The sequence below is a fragment of the Pseudenemella bisphenolivorans genome, from assembly GCF_051133435.1.
Classification (GTDB): Bacteria; Actinomycetota; Actinomycetes; order Propionibacteriales; family Propionibacteriaceae; genus JAAYAO01.
In genome coordinates, this window is the sequence record NZ_JBPGNY010000004.1 from 335,440 (window position 1) to 351,006 (window position 15,567).

At 68.0% G+C, this 15,567-nt stretch carries 15 protein-coding genes; 5 read left to right on the top strand and 10 right to left on the bottom strand.

Annotated elements, in window-relative coordinates:
• Window positions 1-73 precede the first annotated feature (73 nt).
• The 8 genes from smc to rsmD all read right to left on the bottom strand — a co-directional run bounded on the left by smc (window position 74) and on the right by rsmD (window position 7,864).
• Complete coding sequence (gene smc / locus ACR4XW_RS11715; RefSeq protein WP_434760737.1) at window positions 74-3,637, bottom strand: chromosome segregation protein SMC; 3,564 nt, start codon at window positions 3,635-3,637, stop codon at window positions 74-76.
• Window positions 3,637-4,293, bottom strand: coding sequence for a GtrA family protein (locus ACR4XW_RS11720; RefSeq protein WP_434760738.1), 657 nt, complete (start codon window positions 4,291-4,293; stop codon window positions 3,637-3,639). Before ACR4XW_RS11720 ends, smc begins: the two co-directional genes overlap by 1 nt.
• Window positions 4,290-5,156, bottom strand: coding sequence for a bifunctional DNA-formamidopyrimidine glycosylase/DNA-(apurinic or apyrimidinic site) lyase (gene mutM, locus ACR4XW_RS11725; RefSeq protein WP_434760739.1), 867 nt, complete (start codon window positions 5,154-5,156; stop codon window positions 4,290-4,292). The genes ACR4XW_RS11720 and mutM overlap by 4 nt, the downstream gene beginning before the upstream one ends.
• Complete coding sequence (gene rnc, locus ACR4XW_RS11730) at window positions 5,156-5,890, bottom strand: ribonuclease III (protein WP_434760847.1); 735 nt, start codon at window positions 5,888-5,890, stop codon at window positions 5,156-5,158. Before rnc ends, mutM begins: the two co-directional genes overlap by 1 nt.
• 65 nt (window positions 5,891-5,955) lie before the next feature.
• Window positions 5,956-6,147: a 50S ribosomal protein L32 gene (gene rpmF / locus ACR4XW_RS11735; RefSeq protein WP_434760740.1), complete on the bottom strand. Its 192-nt coding sequence runs from the start codon at window positions 6,145-6,147 to the stop codon at window positions 5,956-5,958.
• A 35-nt stretch (window positions 6,148-6,182) separates the two neighbouring features.
• On the bottom strand, window positions 6,183-6,704 hold the full coding sequence (locus ACR4XW_RS11740) for a YceD family protein (protein WP_434760741.1): 522 nt from the start codon (window positions 6,702-6,704) through the stop codon (window positions 6,183-6,185).
• Window positions 6,705-6,800: 96 nt separating this feature from the next.
• Entirely contained in the window at window positions 6,801-7,277 is a 477-nt protein-coding gene (gene coaD / locus ACR4XW_RS11745; RefSeq protein ID WP_434760742.1) for a pantetheine-phosphate adenylyltransferase, read from the bottom strand.
• A 5-nt stretch (window positions 7,278-7,282) separates the two neighbouring features.
• Window positions 7,283-7,864, bottom strand: coding sequence for a 16S rRNA (guanine(966)-N(2))-methyltransferase RsmD (rsmD, locus tag ACR4XW_RS11750; RefSeq protein ID WP_434760743.1), 582 nt, complete (start codon window positions 7,862-7,864; stop codon window positions 7,283-7,285).
• A gap of 23 nt (window positions 7,865-7,887) precedes the next feature.
• On the opposite strand from rsmD, the gene ACR4XW_RS11755 reads away from it, so the two are divergent.
• The gene (locus ACR4XW_RS11755; RefSeq protein ID WP_434760744.1) at window positions 7,888-8,331 is read left to right on the top strand and encodes a pyridoxamine 5'-phosphate oxidase family protein; all 444 of its coding nucleotides are present in this window, start codon (window positions 7,888-7,890) and stop codon (window positions 8,329-8,331) included.
• 57 nt (window positions 8,332-8,388) lie between these two features.
• Here ACR4XW_RS11755 and ACR4XW_RS11760 read toward each other — a convergent pair whose 3' ends face one another.
• Window positions 8,389-10,617, bottom strand: a complete 2,229-nt coding sequence (locus tag ACR4XW_RS11760) for an ATP-dependent DNA helicase RecG (RefSeq protein ID WP_434760745.1) — start codon at window positions 10,615-10,617, stop codon at window positions 8,389-8,391.
• A gap of 160 nt (window positions 10,618-10,777) precedes the next feature.
• Between ACR4XW_RS11760 and rpmB the strand changes: the two genes are divergently transcribed.
• From rpmB to ACR4XW_RS11780, 4 genes are all read left to right on the top strand, one after another.
• Entirely contained in the window at window positions 10,778-10,963 is a 186-nt protein-coding gene (rpmB, locus tag ACR4XW_RS11765; RefSeq protein WP_434760746.1) for a 50S ribosomal protein L28, read from the top strand.
• Window positions 10,964-11,058: 95 nt separating this feature from the next.
• Window positions 11,059-11,853, top strand: a complete 795-nt coding sequence (locus tag ACR4XW_RS11770; RefSeq protein ID WP_434760747.1) for an isoprenyl transferase — start codon at window positions 11,059-11,061, stop codon at window positions 11,851-11,853.
• Window positions 11,854-12,160: 307 nt separating this feature from the next.
• Window positions 12,161-12,757, top strand: coding sequence for a type IV toxin-antitoxin system AbiEi family antitoxin domain-containing protein (locus ACR4XW_RS11775; protein WP_434760748.1), 597 nt, complete (start codon window positions 12,161-12,163; stop codon window positions 12,755-12,757).
• On the top strand, window positions 12,666-12,968 hold the full coding sequence (locus ACR4XW_RS11780; protein WP_434760749.1) for an endonuclease domain-containing protein: 303 nt from the start codon (window positions 12,666-12,668) through the stop codon (window positions 12,966-12,968). Before ACR4XW_RS11775 ends, ACR4XW_RS11780 begins: the two co-directional genes overlap by 92 nt.
• 832 nt (window positions 12,969-13,800) lie before the next feature.
• Here ACR4XW_RS11780 and leuA read toward each other — a convergent pair.
• A complete protein-coding gene (gene leuA / locus ACR4XW_RS11785) occupies window positions 13,801-15,543 on the bottom strand; it encodes a 2-isopropylmalate synthase (RefSeq protein WP_434760750.1) in 1,743 nt (580 codons plus the stop codon).
• Between the last annotated feature and the right edge of the window lie 24 nt (window positions 15,544-15,567).

Consider the following 15,567-nt stretch of genomic DNA (forward strand, 5'->3'; position numbering starts at 1 on the left):
TCGCCCTGTGGTTCGACCGTTTCGGGGCGATATCAGACCCAGGTATGACGCTCCCGGCCCGAACCGGCTGTGCTCAGTCGCGGATGCGCTGGCTGATCACCGTCGAGACCCCGTCCCCGCGCATGGTGACGCCGTAGAGGGCGTCGGCGATCTCCATGGTGCGCTTCTGGTGGGTGATCACCAGCAACTGGGAGTTCTCGCGGAGTTCCTCGTAGATCTCCAGCAGCCGGCCGAGGTTGGTGTCGTCGAGGGCGGCCTCGACCTCGTCGAGGATGTAGAACGGGCTCGGACGGGCGATGAACAGCGCCACCAGGAAGGCCACCGCGACCAGCGACCGTTCCCCACCCGACAGCAGTGACAGTCGCTTGACCTTCTTACCGGCCGGACGGGCCTCCACCTCGATGCCGGTGGTCAGCCAGGCATCGGGTTCGGTGAGCACGAGGCGTCCCTCACCGCCGGGGAAGAGCCGGGCGAAGACCCGTTCGAAGGCCTCGGCGACGTCGGCGTAGGCCTCGGCGAAGACCACCTTCACCCGTTCGTCCACGTCGGCGACGATCTCCAGGAGGTCCTCGCGGGTGCGTTGTACATCGGCCAACTGCTCCGACAGGAAGGCGTGCCGTTCCTGCATCGCGTCGTATTCCTCGAGGGCGAGCGGGTTGACCCGCCCGAGCACCCCCAGGGACTTCTCGGCCGAGCGCAGCCGTTTCTCCTGCTCGGCGCGCACGTAGGCCACCGGTTCGGGCACCTCGTCGTCCTCGGTGAGGGCCGACCCGTCCTCGCGGGTCAGCACCGGTACCGGCTGTTCGGGGCCGAACTCCGACATCAGGTCGTCGGGCTCCATGCCGAGTTCTTCGCGGGCCTTCTCGGCCAGGCCCTCCAGCCGCACCCGCTGTTCGGTGCGGGCCAGTTCGTCGCGGTGGTCGGCCAGTTGCACCTCGGCCAGATCCTGCTGCACCCGCCGCACCTCGGCGCGGGCCTCGGCGAGTACCTGATCGGCCTTGGCCCGGGCGGCCTCGGCCGCGGCACGTTCCCGGGTGGCACGTTCCCGGGCGATATCGACCCGGCCCAGCAACCATTGGGCACCGGCCCGGACGGCTTGGGCGGCGGCCTGCTCGCGGGCGCGGCGTTCCTTGCGCCGGGCGGCGTCGGCGCGGGCCTTGCGTTCGGTGGCCGCGGCCCGGTCGAGGGCCTCGGCGCGGCCCTCGGTGCCGCGCAGGCGTTCCTCGGCGGTGCGTAGGGCCAGCCGGGCGTCCATCTCGGCAGAGCGGGCGTCGCGGGCGGCCGCGGCCAACTCGTCGCGGTGGTCGGCCTCGGGTTCGGCATCGGAGGATTCGGCATCGGCCTCGGCGGCCGCGAGTCGCTCGCTGAGTTCTGCCAGGGTCTCGGTGTCGGCGTTGCGGGCGGCCTCGGCGGCGGTGAGGTTCTGGGCGAGGCGTTCGGCCTCCTCCCCCGCTGCGGTGGCCTGGGAACGCAACCTGCCGAGTTGTTCGGCGATCGCCGACATCCGGGCGTCGGATTCGTGCAACTGGGTCAGTACCGCCTCGACCCGTTCGGTCGCGGCCTGTTGCTCGTGATCCACCTCGGCCGCGGCGAAGCGTAGACGTTGCAGTTCGTGTTCGGCCGCCTCGCGCTTCTGCTCGGCCTCATCGACCGCCGCCTGCACTTCGAGCAGGCTGGGTTTCGCCCCGGATCCACCGGCGGCGAACCAGGTGGTGAACAGTTCCCCGGTGGCGGTGACGACCTTCACCTCGGGGTGCCGGTCGAGCACCTCACGAACTGCCGCTGCCCGGTCGACCAGCACCACCCCGGCCAGGGCCGCATCGACCGCTGCCCGCAGCGGGTCGGGGGCGGTGACGGTGTCGGTGGCCCAGCGGGCCCCGGTCGGCAGGGCGGGTTGCTCGCGTGTCGTCGCGGTGGCCGTGGAGATCAGGAATCCGGCCCGGCCCAGATCGTCGGCGGCGAGTACTTCGAAGGCCTGTTCGGCTGAGGTCAGGTCATCGGCCACCAGGGCGTCGGCGACTTGGCCGAGAGCTGTGGCGATCGCGGCCTCCCAGCCGGATTCGACCTGCAACTGCGAGGCGAGTTGGGCCCCGATACCGCTCAACCCCCGGTTGGCGATCTCGGCGGCGCCGTCCTTGCGTTCCAGGCCCATCGCCAGGGCATCGGCGCGAGCCTGCCAGGTGGCCACCTCACGTTCTGCTTCGGCCTCGGCCCGACGCAGCTCGGTCAGTTTCTGGTCGAAGCCGGCCAGCGCCGCTTCGGCGCGTTCGAGTTCGTCGTCGAGGCCTTCTTCACCGGCATCCAGGCCGGCGACGGTGGATTCGATGCTGGTGAACTCGGTATTGGCCTCGCTCTGCCGGGTGTTCGCGGCCTCGCGGGCGCGGTTCAGCCGTTCGATCTCATCATCGGCGGCGGCGATCCGGCTGCGCATCGCGTCCACCCGTCCGGCCAGGGTGGCGAGGCCCTCGCGGCGGTCGGCGGCGGCGCGCAGCAGCTTGCGCACCCGCTCGTCCTCGGCGGCATGATCCTGTTCGGCCCGGATGCGGGCCTCGGTGGCCGAGGCCAGACCGGCTTCGGCCTCCTCGACCGCGGCCTGCAGCCCGTCGCGCACCTTGCGCACCTCGGCGGCCTCACGTTCCAGGTCTTCGGGTTCGCGGCCGGGTCGGCGGCCTTCCTCGGCGGCCTGGGCCTCGGCGGCATGACGCACCCGTTCGGCGGCGATCGAGGAAGTGGACGCGACCCGTTCCCGCAACCCCGCCAGCGCATACCAGTGCTCCTGGGCGGCGGCCAGCCTGGGCGTCACCGCGGCCAGATCGACCTCGACATCGGATTCGGTGCGGCGCGCCTCGTTCAGCCGCACCTCGAGGGCTTCGCGGTGCGCCTGGCGGGCGGCCTCATCGGCCAGATCCGATTCCAGGGCGAGGGTGGCCTGCACCAGGTCGTCGGCGAGCAGCCGGGCGCGGGCGTCGCGGGCCTCGGCCTGAATCACCGCGGCCTTGCGGGCCACCTCGGCCTGCCGGCCCAGGGGTTTGAGCTGGCGGCGGATCTCACCGAGCAGGTCGTTGAGCCGTTGCAGATTGCCCTCGGTGGATTCGAGTTTGCGCAGGGCGCGTTCTTTGCGTTTGCGGTGTTTCAGCACCCCGGCGGCTTCCTCGACGAAGCCGCGGCGGTCTTCGGGGGTCGCCTGCAGGATCGAGTCGAGCCGTCCCTGGCCGACGATCACGTGCATCTCGCGACCGATACCCGAATCGCTGAGCAGTTCCTGGACGTCCAGCAGCCGGGCGGTGGCACCGTTGATCGCGTATTCGGAGCCCCCGTTGCGGAACATCGTGCGGGCGATGGTCACCTCGGAGTATTCGATCGGCAGGGCACCGTCGGAGTTGTCGATGGTCAGTACCACCTCGGCGCGGCCCAGGGGCGCACGTCCGGAGGTGCCGGCGAAGATGACGTCCTCCATCTTGCCGCCGCGCAGGGATTTCGCGCCCTGCTCGCCCATCACCCAACTGAGCGCATCGACCACATTGGATTTTCCCGAGCCGTTGGGCCCGACCACGCAGGTGATGCCCGGCTCGAAATCCAGGGTGGTGGCCGAGGCGAAGGACTTGAAGCCGCGCAGGGTGAGCCGTTTGAGGTACATCAGGCCTCACCCCGGTCGGAACCCTCCGGTGCCGTTTCGAACGGCTCCTCGGGCACCGACGTGTTGTCGACCACCCACGGCTCGTCGGGGTCGGTGGCTTTCCGGTCGGGCTGGACGGGGCCGCCGCGCACCGCCTTGAAGGTCCACACCTTGTTCACCAGGAAGGTGACCGGCACCGCGACCAACACCGAGATCAACTGGGCCCAGTAGAAGGGGGTGCGGAAGCCGGTCGAGCCGTCGAAGAACGACCGCGGCAGGTGCACCGGTGAGCCGGTGTGCATCAGCAGGGTGAGCACGATGAAGCTGACGAACTGGCCCATCAGGCCCACCACGACGAAGGGGAAGTACTCCTTGAACCAGCCGGCCGAACGGTGGGATTGGAAGGTCCACCAGCGGTTCAGTTGGAAGTTCCACAGGTTCGCCACCACGAACGCGACCATCGCGTAGACGTGATACCAGCGGACGTTGAAGTCGGTGAACACGATCGGCAGTGCCGGATCGGTCTCCAACGGGCCCACCTTGTTGCAGATGATCGCCACGATCATGTTCACCAGCACGCCGGAGCCGCCGACGGTGCCGAACTTCACGAACTGGATCAGGCTGCGTCGGTAGCGCTTCCACAAACGGTTGCGCGGTGCGGTGGGCTGGGTGGTCACGATTCGGCCAGCCTAGTGCCAACCCGCGGCCGGGGCTGGCAGGTCGGGCATCGGAAGGAGGAGCGATTCATGAACTGCTCGCGCACGATCGGCCGGCCGCACCGGCGACAGGCCTGATCGACCCGCCCGTAGGCATCCAGGGAGCGGGCGAAGTATCCCGATTCGCCGTTGATGTTGACGTACAGCGCGTCGAAGGAGGTGCCGCCCTGGGCCAGGGCCTCGTTCATCACCTCGAAGGCGGCGTCCAGAACCCGCCGGATGCGGGCCGGTGACATCGTGTTGGTGGGTGTTTCGGGGTGCACCCGGGCCCGCCACAGGGCCTCGTCGGCATAGATATTGCCGATGCCCGAGACCAGGGTTTGGTCGAGCAGGGCTCGTTTGATGCCGCTGCGGCGGGTGCGCAGCCGGCGAATGATGGCGGCCTGGTCGTAGGCGGCTTCGAAGGGGTCGGGGCCGATGTGGGAGATCTCGCCGGGCAGTTCGGCTCCGTCGACCGAGATCGCCAGGCCCCCGAACATGCGCTGGTCGATGAACCGCACCTCGGGGCCGCCGTCGTCGAAGCGGAACCGCACCCGCAGGTGTCGTTGGTCGGGCGCACCGGCCCCGTCGACCCGGAACTGGCCGCTCATGCCGAGGTGGGCGATCAGGGCGTCGTCGTTCGACAGCGGCCACCACAGGTACTTGCCGCGGCGTCGGGGTTCGGCCACGGTCAGACCGCGCAGGCGGGCGGCGAAGTCCTCGGCGCCGGCGAGGTGGCGACGTACCGGACGGGGGTGGAGCACGTCCACGTCGGCGATGGTGCGGCCGGTGAGGTGGGTGGCCAAGCCGCGGCGGACGACCTCGACCTCGGGAAGTTCGGGCATCAGAGGTCCGCGGGTTCGGCACTCTCGGCGGCCGCGACCGTCTCGCCGGGATCGTTGGCCGCGGCGCCGTCGGCGGGCTCGGCGTTGTCGGTCGCGGTGTCGGGGCTACCGGCAGTAGTGGGCGCGCCGGCCGCGCCGGTCAGTTCGGTCACCGCGAACCGGGCGGCGATCTGTTCGGCCTGCCGTTTGGTGGTGCCGGTGCCGGGCCCGAAGCGTTGCTCGTCGATCAGCACGTGGGCGGTGAACTCGCGGGCATGGTCGGGGCCGGTGCCGGTGACCTCGTAGGTCACGGTGAATCCCTGTTCGGCGGCCATCTCCTGCAGGGCGGTCTTGTGATCCAGTCCGGCCCCCTGGGCCAGGGCGGCGTCCAGCATCGGCACGAACAGGTGCCGGATGAGTTTCTCGGCCGCCGCATAGCCGCCGGAGAGATACACCGCGCCGATCACCGCTTCGGTGGTGTCGGCGAGGATCGAATCCTTGTCGTGGCCGCCGGTGGCGACCTCACCGCGTCCCAGCTTGATCAGCGGGCCGAGTTCGAGGCTGCGGGCGACCCGGGCCAGGGCATGGGTATTGACCACCGCAATGCGCAGTTTGGACAGTTTGCCCTCGGGCAGGTCGGGGTGGGCCCGGTAGAGGTGGTCGGTGACGATCAGTTGCAGTACCGAGTCACCCAGGAATTCGAGCCGCTCGTTGGTGGGCACCTGGCCGTTCTCGTAGGCCCACGACCGGTGCACCAGGGCAAGCTCGAAAAGCTGGACGTCCGGTTGGACGCCCAGCTCGTCGAAGAGTTCGTGCAGGGTCAGTTGTCGAGAACCTGGCGACGCGCGTTGCGAGCGCCGTACTGGCCGCACTCGGGGCACGCGGTGTGCGGCAGGTGCTTGGCCCGGCAGGCGGGGTTGGCGCAGGTCACCAGGGACGGCAGAGCGGCCTTCCACTGGCTACGGCGGTGCCGCGTGTTGCTGCGGGACATCTTCCGCTTCGGAACAGCCACGTCTTCTCCTCGGAAACTATCTAACTGAAAGCTGGTCAGTCGGACTCGGCCGACCATTCGGTCAACTGGGCCCAACGGGCATCGATCGCATCGCCGTGTTGGTGGCCCGGGTCGGCATTCCGGTCGACCCCACAAGTGGGGCACAACCCGGCGCAGTCCGGACGGCACAGCGGTGTGAACGGTAGGTCGAGCACCACCACATCACGCAGTACCGGCTCGACGTCGACGAGTTCGTTCTGCACGCGGTGGGCTTCTTCGTCATCGGGCTCGACACCGGGGTGGAGGAACAGCTCCTGCAGGTCGACGGTCACCTCGTCGGTGACCTCACCCAGACAGCGAGCGCACTCCCCCCGAATCTGCACCGTGGCGTCTCCGCTCACCAGGATTCCCTCCCCCACCGACTCGACGTGAACGTCCAGATCGATCGGGGATTCGGGTGGTACTCCGATCATCTCGGTGCCGATGCCCTCGGGTGCCGAAGTGGTGAGCCGAACCGTCTTCGCGGCACCGGACCGGCGACCGAGATCGCGGGTATCGATGACCAGACCGGACGTCATGGCATTCCTCCTCGGGCGTGATGGCACGACAGCGACACGACCGACGCACAACCATACCTGTGGCGGGCCGGGCTCGCAAAAGCGACGACCGTCTCCTCAGGCGTTCTTGCGTTCGGCCAACCGCTGGGCGACCACATCGGGAACGAACTCGGAGATGTCGCCGTCCACCTTGGCGATCTCGCGCACCAGGGTGGAGGAGATGAACGACCACTCCGAGGAGGTGGGCAACAGGATCGTCTCCACCTGCGACATCCGGGCGTTCATCTGGGCCATCTGCAGTTCGTACTCGAAGTCGCCGGCGAAGCGCAGGCCCTTCACGATCGACCCGATGCCGTTTTCCTCGCAGTAGGTCACCAGCAACCCCGAGATCCGCCTGACCACGATATTGGGCAGGTGGGCGGTGGCCGCGGTGATCATCTCGACGCGTTCCTCGGCGTTGAACAGGGTGTTCTTGGAGGTGTTCGTGCCGACCCCGACGATGACCTCGTCGAAGAGCTTCGATGCGCGTTCGATGATGTCCAGGTGGCCGTGGGTGACCGGATCGAACGAACCTGGGCAGATCGCCTTACCCATCGGGTTTACTCCTCATCACTGGGTTGCGCGTAATAAATGATCGTCTCACCGTATCTGCGGTTCCACGAATCCCATCCCGCCGGTGGATGCCAGGGCTCCTCGCGGGCCCCGCGCTCGATGACCAGCAGCCCGTTGTGCACCAGCCAACCGTCGGCGACCAGACGGTCGGTCAGCTCGCCGAGTTCGTCGGTGGACATGTCATAGGGCGGATCGGCCCAGATCACATCGGCCGCGGTGGCCGGCGCGGTGAGGTGTTCGACCCGGCGGTTCAGCACCCGGATCGGCAGATCGACGGTTTCGGCGTTGCGCCGGATCAACTCGGCGGTCGCCCGGTCGGCCTCCACCGCGAGCACCGGGTGGGCGCCCCGGCTGGCGGCCTCCAGTGCCATCGCACCCGAGCCGGCGAAGAGGTCGACGAAGCCGATGCCGGCCAGTGCGGACTCGGTGGGTTCGTCCACCGTGCCCGCCCAGGAGGCCAGGGCCGAGAACACCGCTTCACGCACCCGATCGGTGGTGGGACGGGTCGGGTCACCCTCGGGGGTCTGCAGGCGTCGTCCCTTGCGGCTACCGGCGATGATTCTGGACACCCCGCAAGGTTAGCCAGCCGGGCATGGGAGACAATGTGCACATGGCCTTCGACGAATCCGGTGCAGTGACCAACTTGAGCGAGCAGGAGTCGTGGGAGTTGCTGTCGGCCGAGGAACTCGGCCGGCTGGCGACCGCGGTGGTGAACGAACCCGAGATCTACCCCGTCAACTTCGTGGTGGACGACAAGACCATCGTGTTTCGCACCGCCGAGGGCAGCAAACTTCTCGGGTTGACCGTCAACAACAAGGTGGCCTTCGAGGTCGACGGGTGGGACGGCGTGAGCGGCTGGAGCGTGTTGGTGCGCGGTCAGTGCGAGGTGCTGGAGCACACCGACGAGATCGACGAGGCCGAGAAACTGCCGCTGAAGCCGTGGGTGCCGACGATCAAGAAGACCTATGTGCGGATCCGTCCGATCGCGATCAGCGGGCGCCGCTTCCGCTTCGGCGAGGAGCCGCCCAACTGGTGAGGTGAGCCGGTCCGGGTTGGCTGCATCGAGGGCTCGGCCGCGGACGATTCATGCCCGTCAGTGGGCGTCCTGCATGAGCTCTTCGATCGTGGCCACCGCATCGGCGAACCCCGGGGTGGTCAATTCCGGATCCTCGGCCAGGGCTCGTTCGGCCAGATCGCGGGCCATGACCACCAGGTCGGCGTGTTCGACCACGCTCAACAACCGCAGGCTGGAGCGCCGACCGGCCTGCGTGGTACCCAGGATGTCGCCCTCGCGGCGTTGGGCCAGGTCGGCCTCGGCCAACTCGAACCCGTCCCGGGTGGCCTGAACCGCCGACAGGCGCTGCCAGACCGGGGTTTCCTCCCATCCGTGGCGACCCAGTTGACGGGTTTCGGCCGCGGTCATCAGCAGACACAGCCCGGCATGTCCACCACGTCCGATCCGGCCGCGCAACTGGTGCAACTGCGAGATGCCGAAGCGGTCGGCGTCGCGGATCACCATCATCGTGGCATTGGGCACGTCGACTCCGACCTCGATCACGGTGGTGGCGACCAGCACGTCGAGTTCCCCGGCGGCGAAGGCGCGCATGGTGGCGTCCTTCTCCTCGGTGGGCAGTTGGCCGTGCAGGAGCCCGACCCGCAGGTCTTTCAACGGCCCTGAGGTGAGTTCGGCGTAGGTGTCGAGCACCGTCGCTCCCCCGCCGAGGCCTTCGGAGCTGTTGTCCTTGTCGTGGATCCGGGGGCACACCACATAGGCCTGCCGGCCGGCCGCGACCTCTTCGGTGATCCGTTCCCAGGCGCGTTCTACCCAGGCCGGTTGGGCGGTGACGTCGATCGCCACCGTGGTGATCTCGGCGCGTCCGGCGGGCAGTTCGCGCAGGGTGGACACGGTCAGGTCACCGAACAGCGTGATCGCCACCGATTGCGGAATCGGGGTGGCGGTCATCACCAGCAGGTGCGGACGATGCTCTGCCTTGGCGTTCAACGCGGCCCGTTGCTCCACCCCGAAGCGGTGCTGCTCGTCCACCACCACCAGGCCGAGATCGGCGAACTGCACCTGCTCGCTCAACACCGCATGGGTGCCGATCACGATGCCCGCAGTACCCGAGGCCATCGCCAGCAGCACGCGTTTCCTCTCCGCTGCCGGCATCGAGCCGGTGAGCAACACCACTTCGGTGGCGTGTTCGGGTGCGGCCAGGGTGCCGCCCTCGGCCAGGTCGCCGAGCAGCCCGGTGATCGTGCGGTGGTGTTGGGCCGCGAGCACCTCGGTCGGGGCGAGCAGCACCGCCTGGCCGCCGGCATCGACGGTGCGCAACATCGCCCGCAGCGCCACGATCGTCTTGCCCGAGCCGACATCACCTTGCAGTAGCCGTTGCATCGGGTGCGGAAGGGCCAGGTCGTCGAAGATCTCCTCGGACACCTGCTGCTGGCCGTCGGTCAGGGTGAACGGCATCCGGGCGTCGAAGGTGTCGAGTAATTCCCCCGAGACCGCGGGGCGGGGCACGGCCACTCCGTCCGCGGCCGATGCGCGGCGGTGGGCCATGGTCAGTTGTACTGCGAAGGCCTCGTCGAAGCGCAGCCGGTCCTGCCCCAGCTTGGCCTGTTCCCGGTCGCTGGGCTGGTGCACGGCGGTGAAGGCCTCGCTCAGGCTCGGGTAGCCGGCTTCGTCGGCCACCCAGTCCGGCCAGGGGTCGGGCAGGTTGCGGACGTGGTCGAGGGCCAGCCTGGCCGATTCGGCGATCTCCCACGTGGTGATCTTGGCCGAGGCGGGATAGATGCCGATCAGGCCACCCGATTGGGTGACCCGCCCCATCGTCCGATTGCGGACTGCCCCGCCGATGATTTGGCCTCCGGAATCGATCACCACGAAGTCGGGGTGGGTCATCTGGGGCTGGTTCTTGAACTCGCTGACCTTGCCGGTGGCGATCACCAGGGCCCCGGTGCGCAACTCCGAGTGCCAGTGCTCGACCAGTTTGCGGCGCTTGCCGCCGAAGAAGGTCAGGGGTAGTTCGGCGGAGCCGTCGCTCAGGGTCACCTCGAGCCGCTGCTTTCCCGGTGCACCCCGCACCGCGGAGTGGGTCACCCGGGCCAGCACCGCCACCTCGTTGCCGATCCGCAGGCGGGACAGATCGGAGGTATCGGTGCTCGACAGGTAGCGGCGCGGCAGGTGGCGCAGCAGATCACCGAGCGTCTCCACGCCGAGGGCGCCGAGCGCCTTCGCGGTGGGGCCACCGACGACGTGATCCACCTTGGTGGCCAGCACCCGGTAGGCGTCGGACTGCCAGCGGCTGGGGGGTTGGCTCACGTCGACTACCCTAGTGTGTGCCTCCGACAGGTCGACGGATTCCCGAGCACCCCGTGCCGGGACCTGTGACCCGACGCTCGATTCGCCAACCCGGGAATCGGTCGGCTATGATCGACCGGTTCCCGTCGTGGAACCCTGATCGAAACCAAGGAGTACTGCAGTGGCTGCCGTATGTGACGTGTGCGCCAAGGGCCCCGGCTTCGGCCACAACGTGCCCTGGTCGAAGAAGAAGACCAAGCGTCGCTGGAACCCGAACATCCAGCGGGTCAGCGCCAAGGTGTCCGGCCGTGGTAAGGCAATGAACGTCTGCACCTCGTGCCTGAAGGCCGGCAAGGTCAACGCCTGATCCTGCCGCCGCGGCGAGCCTGTTCTCCCCTGTGGAGGGCAGGCTTTTTCGCGTGCCCGTGCCGGTGTGGTCACGTCGCGCGGTAAGTTTGCCGGGTGGCCCGACGTCCTGACCCCGTACCGCCCCGTCCGCACCCCAGCGGTGCGCGTCCACCGCAGATCACCCCCAATCTGCTGCCCAAACACGTCGCCATCGTGATGGACGGCAACGGCCGCTGGGCCAAACAGCGCGGCCTGAAGCGCACCGAGGGCCATGCCCGCGGCGAGGCCGTGCTGATGGACATCATCGAGGGTGCGATCGAGATCGGGGTCAAGTACCTGTCGGCCTATGCCTTCTCGACCGAGAACTGGAAGCGCTCCCCCGACGAGGTGCGCTGGCTGATGAACTTCAACCGCGATGTGATCCACCGGCGCCGCGACGAACTGCACGCGATGGGGGTGCGGATCCGGTGGGCCGGACGCCGTCCCCGACTGTGGCGATCGGTGATCAACGAACTGGAATCGGCCGAGGAGCAGAGCCGCCACAACGACGTGCTGACCCTGCAGTTCTGCGTCAACTACGGCGGACGGGCCGAGATCGTCGACGCCACCCGCCGGATCGCCCAACTGGCCGCGGAGGGCAAACTCGATCCGTCCCGGATCACCGAGAAGTCCTTCCGGAGTTACTTGGACGAGCCCGACATTCCCGATGTCGACCTGTTCTGGCGCACCAGCGGCGAGCAGCGGTTCTCGAACTATCTGCTGTGGCAGTCGGCCTACGCCGAGATGGTGTTCAGCAATGTGCTGTGGCCCGATGCCGACCGCCGCGACCTGTGGCGGGCGATCGAGCATTACGTGCACCGGGATCGCCGTTACGGCGGCGCGATCCCGAACGAGCCCAGCTCCGGCTAGGTCCGCCCGCCCCGGATCTCTGCACCTGCTCCTGCCGACGACTCCCCCGCAGGCCCGCCCTGGCCGTGCCCAGCCCACCGACACCCGGGCCACCGGGTCGCCCTGGTGCCTTCCCCCGCATTCAGTCGCCCCCTATCAGGGTGGCTGGTACCAAAATCCCCAACTCAGCCCCGGTTTCGCGGCGGTTCCGGGGGATATGCCGGGGTGAGTTGGCGGTTTTGGCACCCGGAAAGGTGTGGCCGGTGACCGGGGATGCGGTTTGGTCGCCGAGTAGGCGTTTGCGAGCGCGATCCGCTGTGCTTGTGTCATGGAGTTCGGCGTCGCCTCCACCGCACAGCTCCTGGAGCAGGACTGGTCCAGGAAGCAGATCCGCCGTGCCGTCGACAACGGGCAGCTCACCCGGCTGCGACGAGGGTGGTTCGCGCTGCCCCATGCCGACCCCCACGTGGCCCGGGCGGTGCGCTGCGGTGGTGCGCTCAGTTGCGCCTCGGCCCTGCAAAAACAGTGGGTCTGGGTACCGCACACCTCGGAACTGCACATCCGTCCGAGTGACGCCGCCCCGGCGGTGCTGCCGCCCGGCGTGCGACTCTGCCGTGGATTCACGCACCAGCCGGCCCCCAAGCTCGCGGTTGATCCGCTGCCGTTTGCGCTGGAGGCCGCCCTGCGGTGTTTGTCCTTCGAGCACAGTGTGGTGGTGCTCGACTCGATTCTGCATCGCGACCTATTGCCCGTCTCGGACCTGATCGCGGTCATCAAGCAGTTGCACGGCAAACACCGCGATCGATCCGAGTGCCGAATCCGGCACCGAAACCATGGTGCGGCTGCGCTTGGCGGCGCTGGGCCTGCAGGTCACGCCGCAGGTGCCGATCGGACGGATCGGGCGGGTCGACCTTCTGGTCGGTGAGCGCTTGGTGATCGAGGTTGATTCGATCGAGCATCACACCACGCTCGAGAACTACCGCAATGACCGCTGGCGCGATCTGCGGCTCGCCGCGCTGGGTTACCGGGTGATCCGGCTGACCTACCACCAAGTGATCTACGACTGGCCCGAGACCGCCGAGCTGATCGGTAAGGTCATCGCCCGAGGTGACCACCTCTGGCGGTCGGGCCGCTGACACGCGGTACCAAAACCCCCAACTCACCCCGGCAGGAGTGTCCAGACCAGCCCAGTTCGGGTTCTGAGTTGGAGATTTACGTACCCCCACCAGGCACTGCAAGCACCGGTGATCCTCCCGGACAGCCCCCCGCACTGGCGGCAGCACCTGAACTCGCTGGGCTTCGCCCGGCCCGGGGTCGCCAAGATCGGGAATCGGAACCATTTATCCCGTCCCCAAACCCCGACAGGGGTACCAAAACCCCCAACTCACCCCGCGAAAGAGCCGAGATCGGCCAGATCCGGACGGTGAGTTGGAGGTTTACGTACCGCTCAGGCGTTCGGGGGCCGGCCAGAAGATGAGTCGGGGAGGGCTGCACACCTGCGCGGGTAACCGGCACTGGTCGGACCGCAGGGCCACCAGGAGAGTACGCACAGGCTCCGGCCGCTGCTATGCGGTACCAAAAACCCCAACTCATCCCGGCGAAAGAGCCGGAACCGGCCAGATCCCGACAGTGAGTTGGGGGTTTTGGTGCCGCGACCGCAAGCGGTTCAGAAGTGGGTTCGGGCTTGTGGCCCCGATCGGCGGGGGTGTCCTACCAGGACGCTGAGCGAGGTGGCGCAGCCAATATGGTCACGCCGACCCGCTCGGCGACCTCGTGGGACACACACCCGACCCGACCGACTGAACCCAGTACGGCTGCTCCGGGATCTCCGGGGCGACCCGACCGACACTGAGCCACGGTTCACCGAGGGCCTGCAGGAGAGCGCTGGTTGCGTGGATCCCGACGCTCGGCGGATCTCGCCGTTGAGCACGGGCCTGCAGGAGGTCGGTGGCTGTTGCCGCGACAGGTTCAGCGGATGGCGCGGTTCACCGCGTGGGTCACGGCCTGCAGGGAGGCGGTGATGATGTTCTCGTGGATGCCGACACCCCACACGATCCGGGCGTCATCACCGGAACCGACCTCGCACTCCACATAAGCCGCAGCGGTCGCATCACCGCCGGCACTCAGGGCGTGTTCGGAGAAGTCCAGCACCCGTACCGCGCGGTGGCCGAAACTCGACAGCGCATCGACGTAGGCCGACACCGGGCCGTTGCCCTCGCCGTGCACGGTGAACTGTTCACCGTTCATCTCGATGTCGACGTCTACGGTGTCCACCCCGTTGTTGGCGGTACGAACCCCGTGCACCGACATCGGGCCGGTGGTCTCGACGTACTCGTCCATGAAGATCCGGTACAGGCTCTCGGAGCTGATCTCCTCACCCGAGGTGTCGGTGTGCTGTTGCACCACCCGGGAGAACTCGATCTGCAGCCGGCGCGGCAGGTTCAGGCTGTGGTCGGCCTTCATGATGTAGGAAACCCCACCCTTGCCCGACTGCGAGTTGACCCGGATCACGGCCTCGTAGGTGCGGCCGACATCGTGCGGGTCGATCGGCAGGTAGGGGGCTTCCCAGTCGATGTCCGACACCGGACGGCCCTCGGCCTCGGCCTGACGGTCCAGGGCTTCCAGTCCCTTCTTGATGGCGTCCTGGTGGGAGCCCGAGAAGGCGGTGTAGACCAGATCACCGGCGTATGGGTGGCGCGGGTGAACCGGCAGGTTGGTGCAGTACTCGACGGTGCGACGGATCTCGTCGATGTCGGAGAAGTCGATCTGCGGATCGATGCCCTGGCTGAACAGGTTCAGGCCCAGGGTCACCAGGCACACGTTTCCGGTGCGTTCCCCGTGCCCGAACAGGCAGCCCTCGACCCGGTCGGCGCCGGCCATCAGGGCCAGTTCGGTGGCGGCCACCGCGGTGCCCCGGTCGTTGTGCGGGTGCAGCGAGATCGCCACATTGTCGCGGTTGCGCACGTGACGGCCGAAGTACTCGATCTGGTCGGCGTAGACGTTCGGGGTGGAACCCTCGACGGTGGCCGGCAGGTTCAGGATGATCTCGCGACCGTCCTCGGGCTGCCAGACATCCATCACCGCATTGCACACCTCGACGGCGTAGTCGGTCGGGGTCTGGGTGAAGATCTCGGGCGAGTACTGGTAGCCGAAGTGCACATCGCCCAGGTGTTGCTCGGCGAACTTCATCACCAGTTCGGTGCCGCGGGTGGCCAGGGCGATGCACTCGGCCTCGTCCATCCCGAAGACCACGCGACGGAACATCGGCGCGGTGGCGTTGTACATGTGGATGGTCGCGTTGTCGGCGCCCTTCAGCGATTCCGCGGTGCGCTCGATCAGGTCTTCGCGGGCCTGGGTCAGCACCGAGATGGTGACATCGTCGGGAATGGCGTCGTCGGTGATCAACTGCCGGACGAAGTCGAAGTCGGTCTGGGAGGCCGAGGGGAAACCGACCTCGATCTCCTTGTAACCCATCCGCACCAGCATGTCGAACATCCGGCGCTTGCGGGCCGGGGTCATCGGGTCGATCAGGGCCTGGTTGCCGTCACGCAGGTCGGTGGACAGCCACCGGGGAGCCTTCTCGATGCGCTTGGTGGGCCAGGTGCGATCGGGCAGGTCGATCGGCTGGAAGGGCTTGTACCGGCTGTACGGCATCGGGGACGGTTGCTGCACCGGGACGGATTGCGGCTTGGTGCCGAAACGATTACTCATGGTTCGGGTGTCTTCCTCGCTGGT

What these genes read in the sequence shown, in the direction of transcription:
- coaD (WP_434760742.1), bottom strand. Translation starts at nt 7,277, where the DNA reads ATGGGTAAGGCGATCTGCCCAGGTTCGTTCGATCCGGTCACCCACGGC.
- ACR4XW_RS11740 (WP_434760741.1), bottom strand. Translation starts at nt 6,704, where the DNA reads ATGACGTCCGGTCTGGTCATCGATACCCGCGATCTCGGTCGCCGGTCC.
- leuA (WP_434760750.1), bottom strand. Translation starts at nt 15,543, where the DNA reads ATGAGTAATCGTTTCGGCACCAAGCCGCAATCCGTCCCGGTGCAGCAA.
- ACR4XW_RS11780 (WP_434760749.1), top strand. Translation starts at nt 12,666, where the DNA reads ATGGTGCGGCTGCGCTTGGCGGCGCTGGGCCTGCAGGTCACGCCGCAG.
- smc (WP_434760737.1), bottom strand. Translation starts at nt 3,637, where the DNA reads ATGTACCTCAAACGGCTCACCCTGCGCGGCTTCAAGTCCTTCGCCTCG.
- mutM (WP_434760739.1), bottom strand. Translation starts at nt 5,156, where the DNA reads ATGCCCGAACTTCCCGAGGTCGAGGTCGTCCGCCGCGGCTTGGCCACC.
- ACR4XW_RS11775 (WP_434760748.1), top strand. Translation starts at nt 12,161, where the DNA reads ATGGAGTTCGGCGTCGCCTCCACCGCACAGCTCCTGGAGCAGGACTGG.
- ACR4XW_RS11755 (WP_434760744.1), top strand. Translation starts at nt 7,888, where the DNA reads ATGGGAGACAATGTGCACATGGCCTTCGACGAATCCGGTGCAGTGACC.